The 18,292-nt window shown below is 64.9% G+C and carries 18 protein-coding genes; 6 read left to right on the forward strand and 12 right to left on the reverse strand.

Translation table 11 applies throughout. The features are described 5' to 3' along the window. Positions 1-208 precede the first annotated feature (208 nt). A complete protein-coding gene (locus HMPREF3104_RS11715) occupies positions 209-1,294 on the forward strand; it encodes a glutathione S-transferase C-terminal domain-containing protein (protein ID WP_070496161.1) in 1,086 nt (361 codons plus the stop codon). 172 nt (positions 1,295-1,466) lie between these two features. After that, entirely contained in the window at positions 1,467-1,862 is a 396-nt protein-coding gene (locus tag HMPREF3104_RS11720; protein WP_141738242.1) for a hypothetical protein, read from the forward strand. An 18-nt stretch (positions 1,863-1,880) separates the two neighbouring features. Here the strand turns inward: HMPREF3104_RS11720 and HMPREF3104_RS11725 are convergent, their stop codons facing one another. The 3 genes from HMPREF3104_RS11725 to HMPREF3104_RS11735 form a co-directional block, all read right to left on the reverse strand. Beyond that, on the reverse strand, positions 1,881-3,332 hold the full coding sequence (locus HMPREF3104_RS11725) for a purine-cytosine permease family protein (protein ID WP_070496124.1): 1,452 nt from the start codon (positions 3,330-3,332) through the stop codon (positions 1,881-1,883). Positions 3,333-3,482: 150 nt separating this feature from the next. After that, positions 3,483-3,950: a hypothetical protein gene (locus tag HMPREF3104_RS11730; protein ID WP_070496126.1), complete on the reverse strand. Its 468-nt coding sequence runs from the start codon at positions 3,948-3,950 to the stop codon at positions 3,483-3,485. 69 nt (positions 3,951-4,019) lie between these two features. Continuing rightward, positions 4,020-4,547, reverse strand: a complete 528-nt coding sequence (locus HMPREF3104_RS11735; protein ID WP_141738243.1) for a hypothetical protein — start codon at positions 4,545-4,547, stop codon at positions 4,020-4,022. 224 nt (positions 4,548-4,771) lie between these two features. On the opposite strand from HMPREF3104_RS11735, the gene HMPREF3104_RS11740 reads away from it, so the two are divergent. The 4 genes from HMPREF3104_RS11740 (at position 4,772) to HMPREF3104_RS11755 (ending at position 9,306) form a co-directional block, all read left to right on the forward strand. Further along, the gene (locus tag HMPREF3104_RS11740) at positions 4,772-6,232 is read left to right on the forward strand and encodes an SLC13 family permease (RefSeq protein WP_070496130.1); all 1,461 of its coding nucleotides are present in this window, start codon (positions 4,772-4,774) and stop codon (positions 6,230-6,232) included. Positions 6,233-6,259: 27 nt separating this feature from the next. Beyond that, a complete protein-coding gene (locus HMPREF3104_RS11745; protein ID WP_141738244.1) occupies positions 6,260-8,146 on the forward strand; it encodes a sensor histidine kinase in 1,887 nt (628 codons plus the stop codon). After that, complete coding sequence (locus HMPREF3104_RS11750) at positions 8,143-8,619, forward strand: response regulator (RefSeq protein ID WP_070496132.1); 477 nt, start codon at positions 8,143-8,145, stop codon at positions 8,617-8,619. Before HMPREF3104_RS11745 ends, HMPREF3104_RS11750 begins: the two co-directional genes overlap by 4 nt. A gap of 267 nt (positions 8,620-8,886) precedes the next feature. Beyond that, a complete protein-coding gene (locus HMPREF3104_RS11755) occupies positions 8,887-9,306 on the forward strand; it encodes a YbaN family protein (protein ID WP_052205191.1) in 420 nt (139 codons plus the stop codon). Here HMPREF3104_RS11755 and HMPREF3104_RS12540 read toward each other — a convergent pair. The 9 genes from HMPREF3104_RS12540 to HMPREF3104_RS11800 form a co-directional block, all read right to left on the reverse strand. Beyond that, positions 9,287-9,448 carry a hypothetical protein gene (locus tag HMPREF3104_RS12540; protein WP_168156390.1) on the reverse strand — a complete coding sequence of 54 codons (162 nt, stop codon included), beginning with the start codon at positions 9,446-9,448 and terminating at the stop codon, positions 9,287-9,289. The genes HMPREF3104_RS11755 and HMPREF3104_RS12540 overlap by 20 nt on opposite strands. Positions 9,449-9,525: 77 nt before the next feature. Continuing rightward, positions 9,526-10,326 carry a YwiC-like family protein gene (locus HMPREF3104_RS11760; protein WP_371441061.1) on the reverse strand — a complete coding sequence of 267 codons (801 nt, stop codon included), beginning with the start codon at positions 10,324-10,326 and terminating at the stop codon, positions 9,526-9,528. 534 nt (positions 10,327-10,860) lie between these two features. Beyond that, the gene (locus HMPREF3104_RS11765) at positions 10,861-11,211 is read right to left on the reverse strand and encodes a hypothetical protein (RefSeq protein ID WP_168156388.1); all 351 of its coding nucleotides are present in this window, start codon (positions 11,209-11,211) and stop codon (positions 10,861-10,863) included. A gap of 206 nt (positions 11,212-11,417) precedes the next feature. Beyond that, positions 11,418-12,155: an ABC transporter permease gene (locus HMPREF3104_RS11775; protein WP_052205195.1), complete on the reverse strand. Its 738-nt coding sequence runs from the start codon at positions 12,153-12,155 to the stop codon at positions 11,418-11,420. Next, a complete protein-coding gene (locus tag HMPREF3104_RS11780; protein WP_034666004.1) occupies positions 12,152-12,904 on the reverse strand; it encodes an ABC transporter permease in 753 nt (250 codons plus the stop codon). The genes HMPREF3104_RS11775 and HMPREF3104_RS11780 overlap by 4 nt, the downstream gene beginning before the upstream one ends. Continuing rightward, positions 12,901-13,944: an ABC transporter ATP-binding protein gene (locus tag HMPREF3104_RS11785; RefSeq protein WP_034666007.1), complete on the reverse strand. Its 1,044-nt coding sequence runs from the start codon at positions 13,942-13,944 to the stop codon at positions 12,901-12,903. Before HMPREF3104_RS11785 ends, HMPREF3104_RS11780 begins: the two co-directional genes overlap by 4 nt. Beyond that, positions 13,941-15,119 carry a saccharopine dehydrogenase family protein gene (locus HMPREF3104_RS11790; RefSeq protein ID WP_070496135.1) on the reverse strand — a complete coding sequence of 393 codons (1,179 nt, stop codon included), beginning with the start codon at positions 15,117-15,119 and terminating at the stop codon, positions 13,941-13,943. The genes HMPREF3104_RS11785 and HMPREF3104_RS11790 overlap by 4 nt, the downstream gene beginning before the upstream one ends. Then, the gene (locus HMPREF3104_RS11795) at positions 15,112-15,795 is read right to left on the reverse strand and encodes a hypothetical protein (protein ID WP_070496137.1); all 684 of its coding nucleotides are present in this window, start codon (positions 15,793-15,795) and stop codon (positions 15,112-15,114) included. Before HMPREF3104_RS11795 ends, HMPREF3104_RS11790 begins: the two co-directional genes overlap by 8 nt. A 174-nt stretch (positions 15,796-15,969) precedes the next feature. Further along, a complete protein-coding gene (locus HMPREF3104_RS11800) occupies positions 15,970-18,216 on the reverse strand; it encodes an ATP-binding cassette domain-containing protein (protein ID WP_246816434.1) in 2,247 nt (748 codons plus the stop codon). Positions 18,217-18,292 lie beyond the last annotated feature (76 nt).

Here is an 18,292-nt window from a genome sequence, read left to right on the forward strand (position 1 = left end):
GTTATTGAGTTGTCTTTGCTAACTCCCCGATTGTGTCATAGCTGCACGCGTCTTCGCGGTAGCAAAAAGCGGGCATTTCTTGCAGGTGATGGCGTGGTTTTAAACCCGGGCTACCGCAAGACCTCCCCGGTACAGCAGGTTGTCACTGGCCAAAATTCCTCTATAGTTGACACATCACCAACTTTTCGTTTCAACAGGGAGGCCCCAAATAGCTACGGACGCACAGAAGGCAACATCGACGGACTGGGCTGGTGATGCCCAAAACGCCGCAACCGATGGCGAGTTCAAGCGGGATACCAACTACATCGGTGACCGCATCGTCGCATCCGTTACAGACGAAGCCCGCCACTGGCCGGTGCAGCCGAACCGCTACCGCCTTATCGCTGCGCGCGCCTGCCCGTGGGCGCACCGTGCGGTCATTGTGCGTCGATTGATGGGCCTGGAAGACGTGATCTCCCTGGGCCTGGCTGGGCCGACCCACGACAAGCGCTCCTGGACGTTCGACCTGGATCCAGGCGGACTCGACCCGGTCCTGCAGATCCCCCGCTTACAAGACGCGTATTTCAAGCGCTTTCCGGAATACCCACGCGGAATCACTGTGCCTGCAATCGTGGAAGAGGCAAGCGGCAAGGTGGTAACCAACGACTACAACTCGATGGTCCGTGACTTCCAAACGCAGTGGACCGAATACCACCGCGCCAGCGCACCCAACCTCCTGCCGCCGGAGGAGCAGCGCGAAGAGATGGAGGAGATCAACGACTTCCTCTTTAGAAAGTTCAATAACGGCGTGTACCGGGCTGGGTTCTCGGCATCGCAGGAAGGTTACGACGCTGCCTATACGGACGTCTTCGAGGTTCTCGACTGGCTGGAGGACCGACTAGCAACCCGTCGGTTCATCATGGGTGAGCACATCACTGAGACCGACATCCGCGCCTACACGACGCTGATTCGTTTCGACGCTGTCTACCACGGCCACTTCAAAACCAACCGGAACAAGATCAGCGAAATGCCGAATGTGTACGGCTACCTACGCGAGCTCTTCCAGACCCCCGGTTTCGGTGACACCACTGATTTTGTGGAGATCAAGCAGCACTATTACATCGTGCACCGCGAGATCAACCCCACCCGTGTCGTCCCGGCTGGCCCGGATCTCTCGGGCTTGGCGCAGCCGCACGGCCGTGACCGACTGCCTGGCGCACCCTTTGCCGAGAGCACTACCCTGCCCGGCGAAATGCCAAAATCCGAGCGGTTAAAAAATCCCATGAAGTTTCAGCTGGAACTCTTCGAAAATTAGCCGTAGGCACACATCCGTTCGATAATCCGGCGCCTCGTGTCGCAGGGCGGTTTTATAATGTCTCCTCGTCCCATCACAAGAGAATAAGGAGGCGTTGTTGGGCGAGCTGCTCAAAGCCGCAGTGGGGTGCATTGAAGCCCCGTCCCTATTTCCCCGAGAACTGAAGATATTGATGCAGGTGGCGTTACTTGCTGAAGACGCCACCGGACCAACCCTCACCCCCACCGGGATAGTCCACCAAGCAACAGCGGGCCGGGTGGACAACTTCGGAGCGCCAACCATGACGAACTGGCTCAAGCGAGACATCATCGATGCGACACTGCCCACCTTCATCGGCACAGGTTGGCTCCAGGAAGTCCCCGGCCCGGAGAACGACGGCGCCTACCAACTCAACCTGACACGGTTGAAGCGGCTGCTCGACCAAGCGGAGGCAACCCTGGCCACCGGCGAGTCCGACCAAGAAGCGCTGGAGCAGGCTGACCGTGAACTGCCCGGCGACTTCGACTCCGCCCCGGAGGACCTTGCTGAGCAGGTGGATCGCATCCTGGTCAGCAACCCGGCGATGTAGGCCGCTGGGTTTCGGCGCCTAGGCTGCAATCTCCTCCTGACGGCGGATGCGGCCCCGGCGCGCAAACCATGCCGCTACAAAGGAGAGCACGAGAGCTACGAGCACACCCAAGTTCGCGTCAGCCCAGTGCTCCCCTACCAGCGGCAGGAAGTATCCCTGCCAGTTATTCCAAGCCGCTTCCTCCGCAAACAGGTTGGCCACCAGGCCCCATCCGATCACCGAAGAGATTACGAGGATGCCGATAGAGATCCAGTCCACGGCACCGTAGCGCCCTGCCGAGTTGTACAGCGCGGGCTCGTCGTAATCCTTGGTGCGGGTGAAGATGTCCGCGATGAGGATGCCCGCCCAGCTTGCCAACGGCACGCCGAGAGTAATCAGGAAGGACTGGAATGGGCCAAGGAAGCTTTGGGAGACGAATACCACCCAGATGGTGCCGATTGTCAGGATCACTCCGTCGATGGCGGCAGCCGCCGGGCGCGGGATGTTAATGCCCAACGTGAGCAGCGTCAGTCCCGAGGAGTAAATACCCAGCACCGCGCCGGAGACAAGCGCGAGTACCGCGGTGATCAAGAACGGTACGAGCACCCAGGTAGGCAGCACAACTGCGAGGGCGCCAATCGGGTCGTCCGCGATCGCCTCCGCCAGCGACTCATCCGACGCGGCGAGCAGAAGGCCGAAGATCACCAAGATTGCGGGCGCGATGGCGCCACCGAACGTGTTCCAGAAAATGATGGAGCGATCCGGAGTGTCACGGCGTTGGTAGCGCGACCAGTCCGCCGCAATGTTGATCCAGCCAAGGCCGAAACCGGTCATCACCATCACCAGTGCACCAATTACGCTGCCTGCAGAGCCGGCCGGGACCGCCTGGACCGCAGACCAATCAATGCGCGGAATGGTCAACACCATGTACAGCACCGTCACCGCACCAGTGAGCCAGGTCAGCAGCGACTGCAGCTTCATGATCGTGTGGTAACCCAGCACCGACGCCGCCACGATCAGGCCTGCGACGATAACGGTCGCAATCACACTTGTGGCCGTGCCCGGATTGCCGCCGAGTTCCCGGATCACCGTGGTGGTGGCCAGCACCGCCATGATGGCCAGGAATGTCTCCCAACCAATGGACGTCAACCAGGAGACGATGCCCGGCACCTTCTGCCCTTGCACACCGAACGCGGCGCGGGAGAGCACCATCGTCGGCGCAGACCCGCGCTTACCAGCCACCGCGATGAGGCCGCAGAGGAAGAACGAGAACGTCACACCGAGTGCGGTGACGAGTGCGCCTTGCCAGAACGACAGCCCAAACCAGAGCACGAACGAGCCGTAGGAAATACCGAACACCGAAATGTTCGCGGCGAACCACGGCCAAAACAGATCGGAGGGTTTCGCGGTGCGCTCTGACTCGGGGACGATATCGATCCCTAAGGTTTCCACAACCGGCGCACCACTTGCTGAAGACTTGCTGTGTGACATACACGGACTATACGACGCTTAGGTGAAATGTCACCGAATTACTTTCTTCGCGAACTGCGCGAGACTCTGCACTTGTCCTAATTGTGATGGGCGATTCCACCTCATGCACCAACCAGCGCAGCCTGCTGTGCCATGCCTTGCCCGAAAGGTTTAAACTGCAGCCCCGCCCTTGCGGCCCTTCACCGACACAACAACGCCCACAATGTAGGACACAACCACCCCAAGGACGCTAAGCAAACACAATGTAGAGGAAAGCTCTGACGCCGAGCGCCCCACAAGCTGCGTAAAGACGGAATTCACGCTCTCCTCAGTATCACCGGTATCGACCATAAAGAAGCCTGCCAAGAAGAGAAACACCGTCACCGCGATGAAGGCCCAAGACTCGCGCCACCCGAAGGACTTAAACGGGCCTGCCCCTGGGCCTTCCTTCGCGCTGCGCATGGGGATAAACCACAGAGCAATAAGCAAAAGTGCCACGAATAGCCCAGCCGGAATGGAGTAAAAAATGAGCCATCCGCCCACCCCAAACATAAGCCGTCCAAAGGCAAAGAACGCCGCCGCTGACAGACTCAGGACAAGCGCCGCGACGGAGTTGATACGGACATTCCGGTAATTCATGCACTACATCCTACGGAGAAAACCCACTGCTCTCGCCGGCAAAACTTTCTCGGTGGGCAGCGCCTGGCATCACGCTTGCGTTTCGGTCGGCCCAGGATGCGACACCCGGTCCTCAGCATCCTTAATGCGTCCTTTCACCGCCACAACAAGGCCCACAATGTAGGACACAATCGCCCCCAGGAAACAGAGCAAAAACAATATCCAGGAAAGATCTAACGCCCCCCGCCCTACTAGCAGGGTAAAGACGGAGTTCACACTGTCCTCGGTGTCGCCACCATCGACGATAAAGAAGCCAGCTAAAAAGAGAAACACCGTCACCGCAATGAAGGCCCAAGACTCGCGCCACCCGAAGGTCTTAGACGACCCTGTCTCCGGGCCTTCCTTCACGCTGCGCACGGGGACAAACCACAGCCCAAGAAGCAAAAGTGCCGCGAGTGCCCCAATAGGAACGGAATAGAGCATCATCAATCCGCCCACCCCGAACAAAACCCGACCTAGGGCGAAGAACGCCGCCGCTGACAGGCTGAAGAACGCCGCCGCTGACAGGCTTAGGACAAGCGCCGCGACGGAGTTGATACGGGCATTCCGGTAATTCATGCACCACATCCTACGGAGGAAACAGGTTGCTTTCGACGTCAAAAATTTCTCGTCGGGCAGCGTCTGTTAGACCTCTCGCTTTCTTGAGTGCAACACTCGAACCTTTCTGTGAGGCAAAGGCGTGCAGGCGTACCACGACGAATTCGGCGACAAGATTGCCGCGGCCTTGGATACAGACACACAGCAGACAAGTAATCCCTGTTGTAGCGGGTAGAATTCGACACATGGTGGAGACACAACGCCGCTCGAAACAACGCCCGCCCGCGCTAGCCAGTAAAGGCCCCCAGCTGAGCAAAAAGCAGTTGGTGGGCCTGGTTTTGGGCGTGGTCTGCTTCCTCATCCCCTTCTTCGTCCAGATCCCGGACTTGTCCACCCCCGGGCACCGGATGCTATCGATCTTCCTGCTCGCCATCGTCTTCTGGGTGCTCGAGCCCGTGCCGCTCACAGCCACGGCGGTGTTGGTCATCCTGCTGGAGGTCCTCCTGCTTTCCGACGGCGCGATAGTCGACCCCACCGGTGGAGACACAGCACTAGCAGACCAGCTGCTTCCTGCATCCGCGTATTTCTCTGCGCTGGCCCACCCGGTCATCATCCTCTTCCTCGGCGGGTTCATGATCGCGCACGGGGCGGAGAAGTTCGGGTTAGATCGCAACCTCGCAGCGATCATGCTGCGCCCCTTCCCAGACAAGGCGCGCCTGACCGTGCTGGGGCTCATGCTGATTACCGCCGTGCTCAGCATGTTCATGTCGAACACGGCCACCACAGCGACGATGTTCGCGGTCGTCATCCCGATTCTCAAGACGCTGCCCGCGGGCAAAGCGCGCGCCGGCGTGGCGCTGTCTATCCCGCTCGCTGCCAACGTGGGTGGCATCGGCACCCCGGTGGGCACACCCCCGAACGCGATCGCGATCGGTGCGCTCGCCGAGCACGGCATCCGTGTGTCCTTCGTGGATTGGATGCTCATGGCGGTGCCTTTCATGCTGGTTGTCCTCGCCTTTGCCTGGGTATTTCTCTGTCTCGTTTTCATCCCCGCTGAGACCCGCATCTCCATCGAGATGCGCTCGAAGTGGAACACCGCCACCGACGCGAAACTTTTCTACGCCGTGGCAGGTCTGACCATCCTGTTGTGGATGAGCGAGCCGCTCCACGGCATCTCCTCCAACACCGTCGGATTCATCCCCGTCGTGGCACTGTTGTGCCTGCAGGTGATGAGGGGCAAGGACGTCCAGGCACTTGACTGGCCGGTGCTGTGGCTCGTCTCCGGTGGTATCGCGCTCGGTACGGGCGTGGGTGCGAGTGGCCTGGACGAGTGGCTCGTCGGTTCGGTCAGCTGGGAGGTCATGGGTGCGCTGGCGATCCTCGCCGTGCTGGCCCTGATCGGCTTCGGCATGGCGAACGTCATCTCGCACTCTGCGGCCGCCAACCTGCTGGTCCCACTGGCGGTCTCGCTGGCGCTCTCGCTCGACGGCATCGACCCGCTCGTGGTTGCCGCGGTGGTGGCGATCGCCTGCTCGCTGGGCATGGCGCTGCCAATCTCCACTCCGCCGAACGCGATTGCCTACGCCACCAAGGAGATCTCCATTCCACAGATGGCGCTAGTCGGACTCGTGGTCGGTACCGTGGCCACGCTGCTGTTGATCTTTGCTCTGCCTTCCGTTTGGCAGCTGATGGGGCTGGTGAGCTAGGTGCTGCCCCGTTCCACCCTCTCTATCGTGGGAAAGTCCCAGGCCACCCGCGACGTGCAGCAGGTGGTCAACGAGGCACTGGGCGCCACGCATGACATCCTCGCCGCCGATAATGTCGAGCACCTACGCTCGCTACTCAACGGTAACCCGCTCGCGCTTGTCACCGTCACCGTCCACGAGGACGGCTTGGCGCCCGACCACCCGTTGCTGGAGCTGATCTCCGAGCCCGGTTTCGAGTACACCCGCGTCATGGTGCTGACCACCGCGCCAGAGATCGCGGGCCTGGATGCACTTACGGACATGGGGCGGCTCGACATGCTCGTGTTCACCCCGGCGATCAAGGCAGAAGCACTCCTGCACAACATCCAGCAGCAGCTCAACCGCTATTGGTACATGCGCGCCAAGCACGACCCCTCTATCGCTGGCACCTTCGCCCTGCCAGAGGTCACCGAACTGGACGTAGGGCTGACCGACCAGGAGATCATCAGCCGCATCATCCAGGCCGCCGACATGCACCTGGGCTACCAGCCGCGCCTGGTTTTCCCGCCGGGGGTCTACCTGACTAAGGAGGGCCACTACGTCGAGGAGGTCATCTTCGCCCTTTCCGGCCAGGTGCTTTTGCAGCGCTTTACTGACGCCGGCGATATCGTCATGCACCACGCCTCCACAGGCCACGTCATCGGGCTACTCGCCCTGGCGAGCAACCGGGTCGGCTTCTTTACCGCGCGTACCACCACCGAGGTCGTCGCAGTCCAGCTGCCCACCGAGCAGGTGGACTACCTCATCCGCCAGGAGCCGGAGCTTGCGCGCCTGTTCAATATCCTCTTCGTGCGCTCCTACGACCGCCGCCTGCGCCGCGCCGAGGACATCCAGATCGAGCAGCACGAACTCACCGCGCAACTCGAAGACGAGCGCGCACGCTTGACCACGGCGCTGCACAACCTGGAAGCAGCGCGCCGCGAGCTGATGAGCCAGGCGCGCTTCGCCTCCCTCGGCGAACTCGCCGCAGGCGTTGCCCACGAGCTGAACAACCCGATGGCGGCGATCGAGCGCACCGCAGCGCATCTCGCCGAAGACGTCGAAGGCCTGATCGCGTCCAGCCCCAACCGCAGGTGGCGGGAAGCGACCAGCCACGCGCTGGAGGCGGCGCGCAGCTCGCACGCGGTAAGCACAAAGGAGGCACGCGCGCTGCGGCGCGAACTGACCGAGGTTACCGGCGATCGGGCGCTCGCCCAGCGCTGGGTACTCGCCGGCTTGCACGACGTGGAGTTTGCCAAGCAGGTGCGCGCGAATCGAAAGCTGGAATACGAGACGGTGGAGCACGCGGCGTCCATAGGCACTGCCCTGCGCAACCTCTCCACCGCATCGACCCGCATTACGCAGCTGGTAGCCTCGCTACGCGCATACGCGCGGCCCGACGGCGACCCGGTCACCGACGTGGACCTGCACCAAAGCATCGAGGACACGCTGCAGCTGATCGCCCACAAACTGCGCGGTGTGGAGGTCAAACGGGATTTTGCCGAACTGCCGCACGTGACGTGTACGCCCGGGCAGATCGCGCAGGTGTGGACAAACCTGATCACCAACGCCGCCGAGGCCATCGAAGAGTCCGGCAAAGGCACCACCATCACTATCCGCACCAGCGCCCCGAAGCCCGGCTGGGTGCGCGTGGAGGTCATTGACGACGGCCCCGGCATCCCACTCGAGCGCATCGATAAACTCTTCGAACCCCGCTTCACCACGAAGAACGGGGAGGTCCGCTTCGGCATGGGTATCGGCTTAAGCATCTGCCGCGGCATCGTCAGCGCACACCACGGCACCATCGAACTGACCTCTTCAACAAATGGCACCTGCGCCACCGTTGGCCTGCCAATTGACGGCCCGCACGCACACGACGAAGGAGACACACCATGAACCTTGCCATCCTGATCCTCGAGGACGAGGCGGAAGTCCGCGCCGCCGTCGAGCGCGACCTGCTCCCCTTTGCCGAGCACATCCGCGTGGAGGTCTCCTCCGATGTGGAGGAAGCCTGGGAGGTGATCGACGAGCTCACCGAAGACGGCGACGTGCTCGCCCTCGCCCTCTGCGACCACCGCATGCCCGGCACCACCGGCGTGGAGTTCCTAGTCCAGATGATGGACGACGACCGCACCGCCGCCACCCGCAAAGTCCTGGTCACCGGCCAGGCGCAGCTGCACGACACGGTACGCGCGGTCAACGAGGCCAACTTGGACCACTACATTGCCAAGCCCTGGGACGTCGACGAGCTACACCAGGTCGTGCGCACCATGCTCACCGACTACGTCGAGGACATGGACATCGATCCCCTGCCCTACCTCGACGTCCTCGACGCCGCGCGCGCGATGGACCTCGTCCGCCGTCGCTAGAGGCGCTCGGTGCGGGCTCCGAAAAGTGGGGTGGGAAGCTTGCCGATAAAGCTGGCGCCGGGGTTGTTCGGGCCATGGATGGGGGGCGAGGACCACGATGGGGCCTTCGGGGTTGAAGTCGGCGTCGGGGATTGGCTCGGCGGTGGTACCGAGGCGTTTTGCAAGCTCATCCGCGTATTCCTTGGTAGATCCGTAGAACGAGGCGTACAAGATAGTGCAGGCAGTCATACAACTATTGTTGTATGTTGCGCCTAGAATGTGGCAACGATGCGATACGTGTACATGATTGTGGGGCTGGTGGCGTTCGCCCTGGGCGCGGCCGGCGTGTGGCTGCCGATCCTGCCCACGACGCCGTTTCTGTTGCTTGCGCTGATGTGCTTCACGCGGAGTTCGCCGAGGATGGAGCGCTACCTGCTACGCCATGACACGTTCGGGCCGTTCATTATTGATTACTACTCAGGACAGCTGACGCGGGCGCAGAAGCTGCGGATTGTGGGGCTACTCTGGTTGGGGATGGGCGCCTCCATATGGGTGGTGATTGTGGTGGTCGGGCTGTGGCCGGTGGCATTGCTGCTCGTCGGGATCGGTGCCGGGGTGAGCGCGCACATCTGGCGGCTGCGGCCACGCCCCGAGCGCGCCGCCGAACTACACCAGCGCGCTGGCCTGCCTACCGGCCACGCACATTGAAGCCGATGACGCCGGGGTTGACCAAGGGGGCGTCGCCAAGCAGGGCGTGGATGTTGCCCTCCCTCTCAACCGCACTGGTGACCGCTTTCGGGCGCTGCTTCTTGTCATCCTTGCCGCGGCCCTGCGACATAGGGACGCCCATGAAGCCGCCGCACTACCCCTGCTGACCTGCGGCGTTACTGGCGGAGGATCCTGTGACGCTGCAGCGAATGGGGCGCCTCAGAGCAGCACAACGATGACCACCAGCACTGTGATGGCAGCGTCCAGAAGTCCGACGACCTTCGGCGTCCATGGCTTCTCACGACGTGCGCCGGTGATCGGCATCAGCGTCGCCCGCGCGAGCAACACGACGGCCACGACGATGATCGCTGGGTGGAACGGATGCCCGCCGGTTACGAGCACGGCGACGACGGCGGCGACAAGCACGCCGACGTGATAGCCCACCGACCCGATGAACCAGGGTCTGGAGCCGCGTTCACGGATGAGCGTCTTCACGTAGGGCACAGTGCCGACGAAGTACGCCAGGTACACGGCAAATGCGGCCCACGCTTCCGCATCCAGGCCTCCCCCGGCCCAGGCGGCCACCGGCAGGATGAGGCAGGCTGCTACGACAGTGGACACACCCGACAACAGCGACCTCGGACGCCGCTTCCATGCCTCGAATACGGCTATGGCCACCAACGGTGCGAACGCCGGGACCCACATGAGAAGCCGCCAGTCGAAGATCAGCGTTGTCACACCCGCGACGGCCGCGAGCGCCCCGTAGACAAGGACCGGGGGCCGGTTGCGTTCGCGGAAGCGCGAGCGGATCCAGACGCTGCTGGCGAAAAACGTGAAATAGCCGAGCCACCAGGTCAGCAACAGGGGAATCGCAGTCCACGACGGCGCCAGGATGACGCCGGTGATAGCGGGGACGGTGACCATAAACCAGGCGCCGTGTTGGTCGGGCACCCAACCGGGTGAGCGTCGGCGTGTGCGGGGGTTGCGCGACACGCTACGCTGCGCCTGGCTCTTCGACATGGTTTCACCCTACTGATGCGAATCCGTGATGGGCAATTGGCGTGGTCTTTTCCGTGCCGCACGCGGAGATCCGCTTGCCTCGATCGTGGGGTTCGAATCCCTCCCGGATCCTGGCTACCGCTTCCTTCTGATGCGGAGGCAAGCCGTGACGCAGTTCTGGAGCAGATCAACACCTACAGCCCCGACGCCGTGGTGTGCATCGGCTTCCCGTTGGGACACACTCGAGCGCAGTGGATCATTCCGCACGGTGGCATGATGACCGTTGATAGCGTCAAACCAGCGCGTTCTTGCAGACTACTCCTGAGTCGCCGCTGCGCGATTCCTGTAGCTCGTGCGACCGGAGGACTAGGAACGCTACCGCCTGCCTGCGGCCCAACAGGCCACGCAGCCCCGATCCATCGTCGAGTCATGATCTCCTGACCGCTTCGGTCACTCGTTGCCGCCGAACTGCCGCAGAGCGCAAAACTCGTCGGCAGCCGGACAGTCCAACAGTCGTTCTCTCAACCCGTGGATGCCCACTTGTCACGGATGCGGCTATCGCGCCCACAGCCGGGCATACGCCTGCGACGAAGCCAGCAAATCCTCGTGTATCCCCGCCGCGGCCACGCGTCCGCCATCGAGCATGACGACCTGATCGGCAGCGGCCACCGTGTGTTCCTGATGTGCGATCACCAGCACTGTCGCCGACCCGGCAAGTTCGCGAATTGCCTCCTGCACAGCGACGGCGGCGGACGCGTCGAGCGATGAAGTCCCCTCATCCACCAGCAGCACCGGCGCCCGCTTCAACACGGCGCGGGCCACCGAAACGCGCTGCCGTTCGCCACCCGGTTCCGCAACCGAGGTCGAGGCCCCGGGCCGGCGCATCCGGCCCGGGGTCCAGCGCACGGAGCTTCCGGTACACGGCGGCGGCGTCCATCGGTTCGCGCGCATAGCGGCTTAGGAACCTCGGCTGGACCTTGTCCTCGTAGGCCGCGAGGAGCCTGCGGTTGTTCTGGACGATCTGGGCGATCGACTTCATCTGGTTCTGTCTCCGGGTGTGTGGGCCGCGTCCACGCGGCGGTTTCGGGTTAGATGCTCGGATTCGCGGGCCGTCATGCAGACTCCCCCGGCCTCGTTTTCACGGCGATGCCCCACGCCGCGAGCACGGCGATGCCTAAGAACCAGGCCGCGCAGACCACCAGACCCGCAGCCCCGGTGCCGTTGACGGCCTCGCCGGCCGCGGATACGGGGGTGTGCCCGGCGATTCCGCGCAGGAGGGGACGGAAGTGGTCGGCGGGCATCAGCACCGTGTTGACGAACATCGCAACGATGATTAACGGGATGAGGGCCACGGAACCCTGGGGGCTGGTGATGGAGAACGCGATGTACGTGCCGGTGCATGCGGCCGCCGCGGCAACCATCGCGCCGGTCACCGCGATCCTCCACCACCAGGACACCTCCGGTGGGCCGTCGGAAAGCAAGGCGGCCACCGCCGCGACGACGGCCGTCATCGCCATGATCCGGATGAACTCGGCAATGATCCGTGCGGCCGGCACGGCCGCGTACGGCGCCGGCATGGTGATCAACCGCTCGTGGAAGCCATTGCTGCGTTCAACGAACACGGTGGATGATCCCGTGATGGCCAGGATGAACGCCCACGCCGTCACGACCAGGATGACCGCGTTCCGGAGTTCGAACTCTCCGGTGAGCTGCCTGACCAGGCCACCGAACATGCGGTTGACGATGAACAGGTACACGAGCGGAGCAATGAACGTCATGAACCAGAAGTCGGGGCGCCGCAGCCAAATGTGGGCGATGCGCCGCAGATGCACGAAGATGGCGCCAATCATGATTCGCTCCTCGAGGTGAACCGGCGGATGAACAGGACGATTCCGGCGACCGCCGCGACACCGAGCCACAGGGCGGCCTCTTCCCCGGCGCGATCCGGGAAGGCGTCCGGGGACGCCGCCCTAATCACCTCGATCACCGGCGAAAAAGGCATGTGGCGCACGACGTCGCGAAGGGAGCCGTCCAAAGCGGTCGCCGGAATGAACGCGGTGGAGAACATGAGCAGCAGCATTTCCAGCGCCTGGATCGATGAGGCCGTCGACACCGGGGCGGGCACCATCAGGATCACCCCGTCCGTGACCAGGGACAGGACCGCCGCGGCGAGCAGCGACCACAGGACAGTCCACGCGACGTCACCGACAGCCATGTCGAGGCCGCAGGCCCACGCGACGACCAGCAGCGCCGCGATCGACGCGGACATCCGCAGCACATCGGTGACGAGCCTGCCGGCGACATAGCCGCCTGTGGCCCCGGGCAACACGCGCACGCGGTCAACGAGCCCGGATTCGACGTCCTGTCCCACCGCCATCGCCGACGCCGCGGCGGTGAACATCGCCGCCTGGAACAGGCAGCCGCCGAGCACGAAACGCAGGTACCCGAAGCCGGATTGCTCCGCCGAGTACCCGAACACCGCGTACAGGCACAGCAGGAAGAGGGGCGGAACCACGAACATGGAGATCAGCGACGCGGTGTTGCGTCGCAACAGCAGCAGATCCCGACGGAGAAACGCCGCGACCGACGTCGCACTCATCGCGCCGCACCCCCTGCGTTCATCGATATGAACACCTCGTTGAGGGTGGGCGGCGACACGCTCAGCGAATCCGGCAACGCTTCCGAGGCCTCCATCGCCTGCGCCACCGCCTCGAGGACCCGCGGTCCGGGGTCGACGTCGAGGGACACCGACTTCCCCGCGACGCGGGCGCCGTCCAGGCACGTTCCCCCGAGGCAGCGGGCGAACGCCTCCGCCTCGGCGGCGGTGGCGAAGGACACGCGGAGCACGTGCGACCCGAAGGCGCGGCGCAATTCCTCCGGCGTTCCGCTGGCGACGATGCGGCGATCCTTGAGCAGATGGACGTGGTCTGCCAGCGCCTCCGCCTCTTCCAGGTACTGGGTGGTCAGCACCAGGGTCATTCCGTCGTCGCGCAGTTGCCGGATGAAGCCCCACAGCTCTTCGCGGCTGACCGGGTCCAGCCCCGTCGTGGGTTCGTCGAGGAACAGCAGCCTGGGCACGACGCACAGCGACGCGGCGATGTCGAGGCGGCGCCGCATGCCACCCGAATAGGCCGACGCCAGCGTCGAGGCACTGTCTGCGAGCGAGAATTGCGCGAGCAGTTCCGTCGCGCGGGCGGCCGCGGCGGCGCGGTCGAGTCCGCGCAGCCGCCCGAAGAACTCCAGGTTCTCCCGGCCGGTGAGGTTCTCGTCGATCGCCGCGAATTGGCCGGTGGTGGCAATGTCAGCGCGCACGCCCGCCGGGTCCTCTTTCACGTCGCGCGAGAAGATGCTCACCTCGCCGGAGTCGGCGGTGATGAGCGTCGACAGGATTCGGATGAGGGTGGTCTTGCCTGCCCCGTTGTGGCCGAGGAACGACACGATCGCCCCGGTGGGCACGGTGAAACTCACGCCGTCGAGCACATGCTTGCGCATCCGGGCACCGCGCTTTCCCTTGCGCCCGCCGTCCGGCGGGGCACCTGCCCCGCCTTCGGGCGGGGTGCCCGCTTTGCCCGCAATCGGGTAGCTCTTCGTGAGGTCGCGGACGACGATCGCCGCACCTCGTTCAGCTTGATCCGTCATCGTTTCCCCTTTTCTTTGGTATCGCAGTGGGCCGCTGTCGGCAGCGGCCCCGTGGTCGGGTTGTCATGTGGCACCTCGATATGGATGCCCACATCGCGGGCGAAGGCGAGGACCGGTTCGAGGAGCCGGGGGTGGCCGACGAGATCCCGGCACCCCGGCGCGACCGGCTTCCCCGCGACCGCCACAACGGTGGCGGCAGCAATCGCCGCGGTCATTTTGTAGGAACCCGGGCCGGTCGCCCGGACGACGGTCGTCTCGGCCGCCGGCCCCGCATCGCCCGCGCCGGCGGAGGACAGTGCGACGACCAGCTCGGCGGGTTGCGGAGTGCCCTTCGCCCGCGCCTTCCGCGATGTCACGGCCGCCCCGAGACGGGCGAGCAGACCGGAGACAACGGGCATCGAGTACAGTCTCGACGTGCGGATTTTCTCCACCGACTCATCGGGGAGGGCATCGAAGGCGACGTGGTAGGAATATCCACGGATCGAGGGGCACACCTCGCGTACGACGTCGATGTCCGGGCATTCGTAGCTGATTCCGCTTTGCGACGACACCGGGTTGCGCCGCACCTCGACGATGGTGCCGCCGAGCATCGTGCGGTATCCGCCGCGGATAGTCCGGAACATCGACTCGACCGACGCGGCCCCGGATTCCTGGTCGGCGCCAATTCGCAGATCGACCCGCACATCGCGGACCTCTTCGGCCCCCGCAGCGCGGGCCCCGAGCATCAACAGGGCCGTCGACAAGCCCGGGCACAGGCCGAACCCGGTGAGCACGGGAACCCCCTCCCGCCGAGCATCCCCGTCGAGGGCCATGATCGCGCGGCGGGCGTCGATCGAATCGTTGACGTCGATGTCCCCGGTGCCTGAGTCGATGCAAGCACGGGCGAGTGAGTCTGCATGCACCTCGAACGGGCCGGTGCAGTTGACCACCCAATCGTGTTTGCGGAAGACCCTGCAGATCTCGTTGTGGCCGGCGGCGATCCTCAGCGGGAAGTGCCGCCCCGGGCCATCGTCCGGTTTCTGCCGGGAAGTGTAGGCCAGCTCAATCCCATCGACGACGCCGAGCATCCCCCGGACGAGCCGTCCGTTGACGCCGGTACCTCCGGCCACCAGCACTTTCACGGGTTCGCCCGCGTCGCGGTCCCGTGCTTCCCCGCCGTTTCGTCGGTCAGTCATGTTCCATTTCGTTTCCCCGGTCCCGCGACCGGTCGATTCCTTCGGACGACGGGTCCGCTGCCCTGTCGTCCGTTTCCGGCGCCTGGCGCCGGCGTTCGATGTACTCCCCGATGAGGGCCCCGGTCAGCGCGGCATCCTCTCCGAGGACGAACGAATAGTGGTTTCCCGCGACGCCGGCGACGCAGAGGTCATCGACGAGGTGGTCCCGCCACTGGTCGTGGTTGTGAGCCTCGCCGTCATCGGGGAGAACGAACAACGCCTCCCCCACCCGACCCTCGGGCCGGTACCGGGTGCGGGCATCGATGAGCGAGCGCAGCGAGTTGAACTCCGTCGCCGTCACCCGGTCGCCGGAAAGCCCAAGGTCCTCCAGGAGCGTCGGTGCGACTGCTGCGGCCAGGGCACGCAGACGGGCCCCCCGTTCCCCGTCGGTCTCATCGACCCCGTCGAACTCCGCCCAGAGGCGGGCAACCGGCGTTCCGTGCGGGAGATCGGCGATCGAGGGCGCCACCCGGGACAGCAGCCCCTTTTCGGATTCCGCGCCGAAATCCCCGACGTCGACCGCGATCCCCGGAGCCAGGCTGTCGAGAAACACCAGCGCGGGATCAAGATCGGCCCCCTTTTTCGTCTCATCGGCCTTGTCCCGAAGCACGTCGCTGATGGTCCGGATCGTGTTCATTGGTACCTCTTTCGGTTGTCGGCGCCATGCCGGTGCCGGGCGGACCGGGCCCGCATGGCGTGACCCGGAGGATGTGTCTGAAGGGTTGAAAGGGTAAAGCAACTGGGTGGGGCGCGTCTCCGCACAAGCTCGGAAACGCTCGCGGGCCCGGGACCCGCCGGTTCCGGGCGTCCGTCAAGTCACTGCGGACACCAGGGCGGCGACGAAGGCTGCGGCGGACGCTGCGGCCGCGAATCCGTCACGCACTCGCCAGGGGTGATCGGTGCGGAAGGTGCGCCGCGGATGGCGGCCGAAGTTGCGCATCGCCAGGGTCAAGGACAGCTTTTCGGCGCAGCGCACGGCGCTGACGAACAAGGGAAAGGCGATGCGCGCGGGCGTCGTCGCGCGAATGAAGCCGGAGCGGAAAGACTGCCCCGGTCGCATCGAGCGCAATCTAATCGCCCATGTCAGATGGGGGATTTCGCTGCGCAGGAACGCCGCGATGCTCACCCCGGAAATCGCTATGGTGCACCATGTGTAGGGCACCCGGAAGCGTTGCACCATGGCGTCGAAAAGCTCCTCGACGCGCATGCACGCGGAGACCAGGACCGTCCCCGCGAACACGGCCGTCAGCAGCAGTCCGTGATGGATGCCGTGGCGGACGGCCTCCGCCGGATCCCCACCGCCGTAGAACTCGGAGCGCCACCCGAGCAGGCCGAAGAACACCCCGATCAACAGGACGAGGAGGACCTTCCCCGCCGTCGCCCGAACGTCGCGCTCCGCGATTGCAGCGAGTGCGAGGAACGCGACCCCCGTCAGCGCGAGAACGGCGTCTCCGCCGGAGAGCAGCCCGGCGACGAGGACGAGCATCACCGCCGCGACGATCGTGATGGCGTTCAACCCCGCGCGCCTCCGAGCGGCGGATTCACCGGTCCAGGGGCTGTCGTCCCCGGACGTCCGTGCGCCGGCCGCGGGCAGTGCGCGATCCCGCCGGGACGACTCCGGGGCAGCCGGCACGTCGGCCGCGGGACCGGACCAGGCGACCTTCCCTTCGGCGACGATGCTCGCCCGATCCGCCCACGTTCGCGCGACACGGCGATCGTGGCACGTGAACACAACGGTTCCGCCGGCCCCGGCGTATTCCGCCAGCGCATCCAGCACGATGCGCGCGCTCGGCGAATCCAGGTGCGCCAACGGCTCGTCGAGAAGCAGCAAACGGCGATTGGCCGCCACCGCCAGGAAGATGCCCAACCGTCTTTTCTGTCCGCCCGACAGGACGAACGGCGAGACGGGGTCAAGTGCCCGGGGGAACAGGGCTTCCCGCAGTTTCCGCAGCTCATCGGTGCCGAGTGGCCCGTGCGGGTCCGTGCCGGCCAGCGCGGAGTCGATTTCCGCGGCGACGGTCGCGCGGGTGAACTGGTGCTCGGGGTTCTGGAACGCCCACGACGCGAAGGCGTCGGGGACGCGCCGGGCTGGCTCGCCGTCGATCCGGATGTCCGCTCCCGCCTTCATCTGGCCCGACAGCACCGCCAGCAAGGTGGACTTACCAGCTCCGTTGGTGCCGACTAGGGCATGAATCTCGCCCCGTTCCAGTGTCAGCTCGGCCCCGTTCAGGATCCGCTCCCTGCCCCGGGTCACATGGGCTCCGGTCAAGGCCAGCAGTGGAACGGCATCCGCCTCCGATTCCGGATCGGCGCCATCCCCGGCTCCCCGGGGCCTTCGCCGCCGGCCCGGACTGAGACGGTCCGGCGCCCCCGTGCCCGGCGTACTGGCGTCCGGCGTTCCGGCGGTCGCGGCAGACGTCGCAATGCCCTTCACCGCGATGCCATCCGGCGCTCCGTGGGCGGCGACGCTCCCGTCCGCATCGAGAATCGTCACCGTGTCGACCCACCCGTCGAACGGGCGGAGGTCGTGCTCGATGAGCAGGATGACGCGCCCCGGGGCCCGCAAGTCACGGATGGCGGCGAACAGCGACCGGCGACCGTCCTCGTCGACGTGGGCCGCGGGCTCGTCGAAGATCATGACCTCCGGCGCCCTGGCCACCGCACCGGCGATGGCCATCCGCTGGCGTTGCCCGCCCGACAAAGCCCACGGATCCTTCTCCGCGAGCTCTGACAGCCCGAGCTCCGCTAGGGCCTCGGCTGATCGCTTGACGACGATGCCGGCTTCCACGAGGGAAAACTCGAGGGCCATGGACACGTCATCGACGACTCGGAGCGTGAGCACCTGCGTCGCCGGGTCTTGCCCGACGAAGGTGACCCGGTCCCGGTCCACGGGGCATTCGGTGCAGTCGGCATCGACGATGTGCACGGATCCGGCATGGTCGATGGGGATGTGCGAGGGTATCAGTCCAGCGATGAGGTGGGCCAGGCTCGTCTTTCCGCATCCCACGGGTCCCGTGATGGCGTTGATCGTGCCGAAATCGAAGGAGAGGTCCACCATGTCGGGTGCCCATCGCCCATCGGCGTGCCGCACTCCCGCGCCACTGACCCGCAACCGGGCCGGGGCCGTCCCGCGT

The sequence above is a fragment of the Corynebacterium sp. HMSC30G07 genome (genome assembly GCF_001806945.1).
In the GTDB taxonomy this organism is placed as follows: domain Bacteria; phylum Actinomycetota; class Actinomycetes; order Mycobacteriales; family Mycobacteriaceae; genus Corynebacterium; species Corynebacterium riegelii.

Coding starts and splice junctions, on each gene's coding strand:
- HMPREF3104_RS11720 (WP_141738242.1), top strand. CDS start 1,467: ATGCAGGTGGCGTTACTTGCTGAAGACGCCACCGGACCAACCCTCACC.
- HMPREF3104_RS11725 (WP_070496124.1), bottom strand. CDS start 3,332: ATGTCACACAGCAAGTCTTCAGCAAGTGGTGCGCCGGTTGTGGAAACC.
- HMPREF3104_RS11730 (WP_070496126.1), bottom strand. CDS start 3,950: ATGAATTACCGGAATGTCCGTATCAACTCCGTCGCGGCGCTTGTCCTG.
- HMPREF3104_RS11735 (WP_141738243.1), bottom strand. CDS start 4,547: ATGAATTACCGGAATGCCCGTATCAACTCCGTCGCGGCGCTTGTCCTA.
- HMPREF3104_RS11740 (WP_070496130.1), top strand. CDS start 4,772: ATGGTGGAGACACAACGCCGCTCGAAACAACGCCCGCCCGCGCTAGCC.
- HMPREF3104_RS11750 (WP_070496132.1), top strand. CDS start 8,143: ATGAACCTTGCCATCCTGATCCTCGAGGACGAGGCGGAAGTCCGCGCC.
- HMPREF3104_RS11755 (WP_052205191.1), top strand. CDS start 8,887: ATGCGATACGTGTACATGATTGTGGGGCTGGTGGCGTTCGCCCTGGGC.
- HMPREF3104_RS12540 (WP_168156390.1), bottom strand. CDS start 9,448: ATGGGCGTCCCTATGTCGCAGGGCCGCGGCAAGGATGACAAGAAGCAG.
- HMPREF3104_RS11760 (WP_371441061.1), bottom strand. CDS start 10,326: ATGTCGAAGAGCCAGGCGCAGCGTAGCGTGTCGCGCAACCCCCGCACA.
- HMPREF3104_RS11775 (WP_052205195.1), bottom strand. CDS start 12,155: ATGATTGGCGCCATCTTCGTGCATCTGCGGCGCATCGCCCACATTTGG.
- HMPREF3104_RS11780 (WP_034666004.1), bottom strand. CDS start 12,904: ATGAGTGCGACGTCGGTCGCGGCGTTTCTCCGTCGGGATCTGCTGCTG.
- HMPREF3104_RS11785 (WP_034666007.1), bottom strand. CDS start 13,944: ATGACGGATCAAGCTGAACGAGGTGCGGCGATCGTCGTCCGCGACCTC.
- HMPREF3104_RS11790 (WP_070496135.1), bottom strand. CDS start 15,119: ATGACTGACCGACGAAACGGCGGGGAAGCACGGGACCGCGACGCGGGC.
- HMPREF3104_RS11795 (WP_070496137.1), bottom strand. CDS start 15,795: ATGAACACGATCCGGACCATCAGCGACGTGCTTCGGGACAAGGCCGAT.
- HMPREF3104_RS11800 (WP_246816434.1), bottom strand. CDS start 18,216: ATGGTGGACCTCTCCTTCGATTTCGGCACGATCAACGCCATCACGGGA.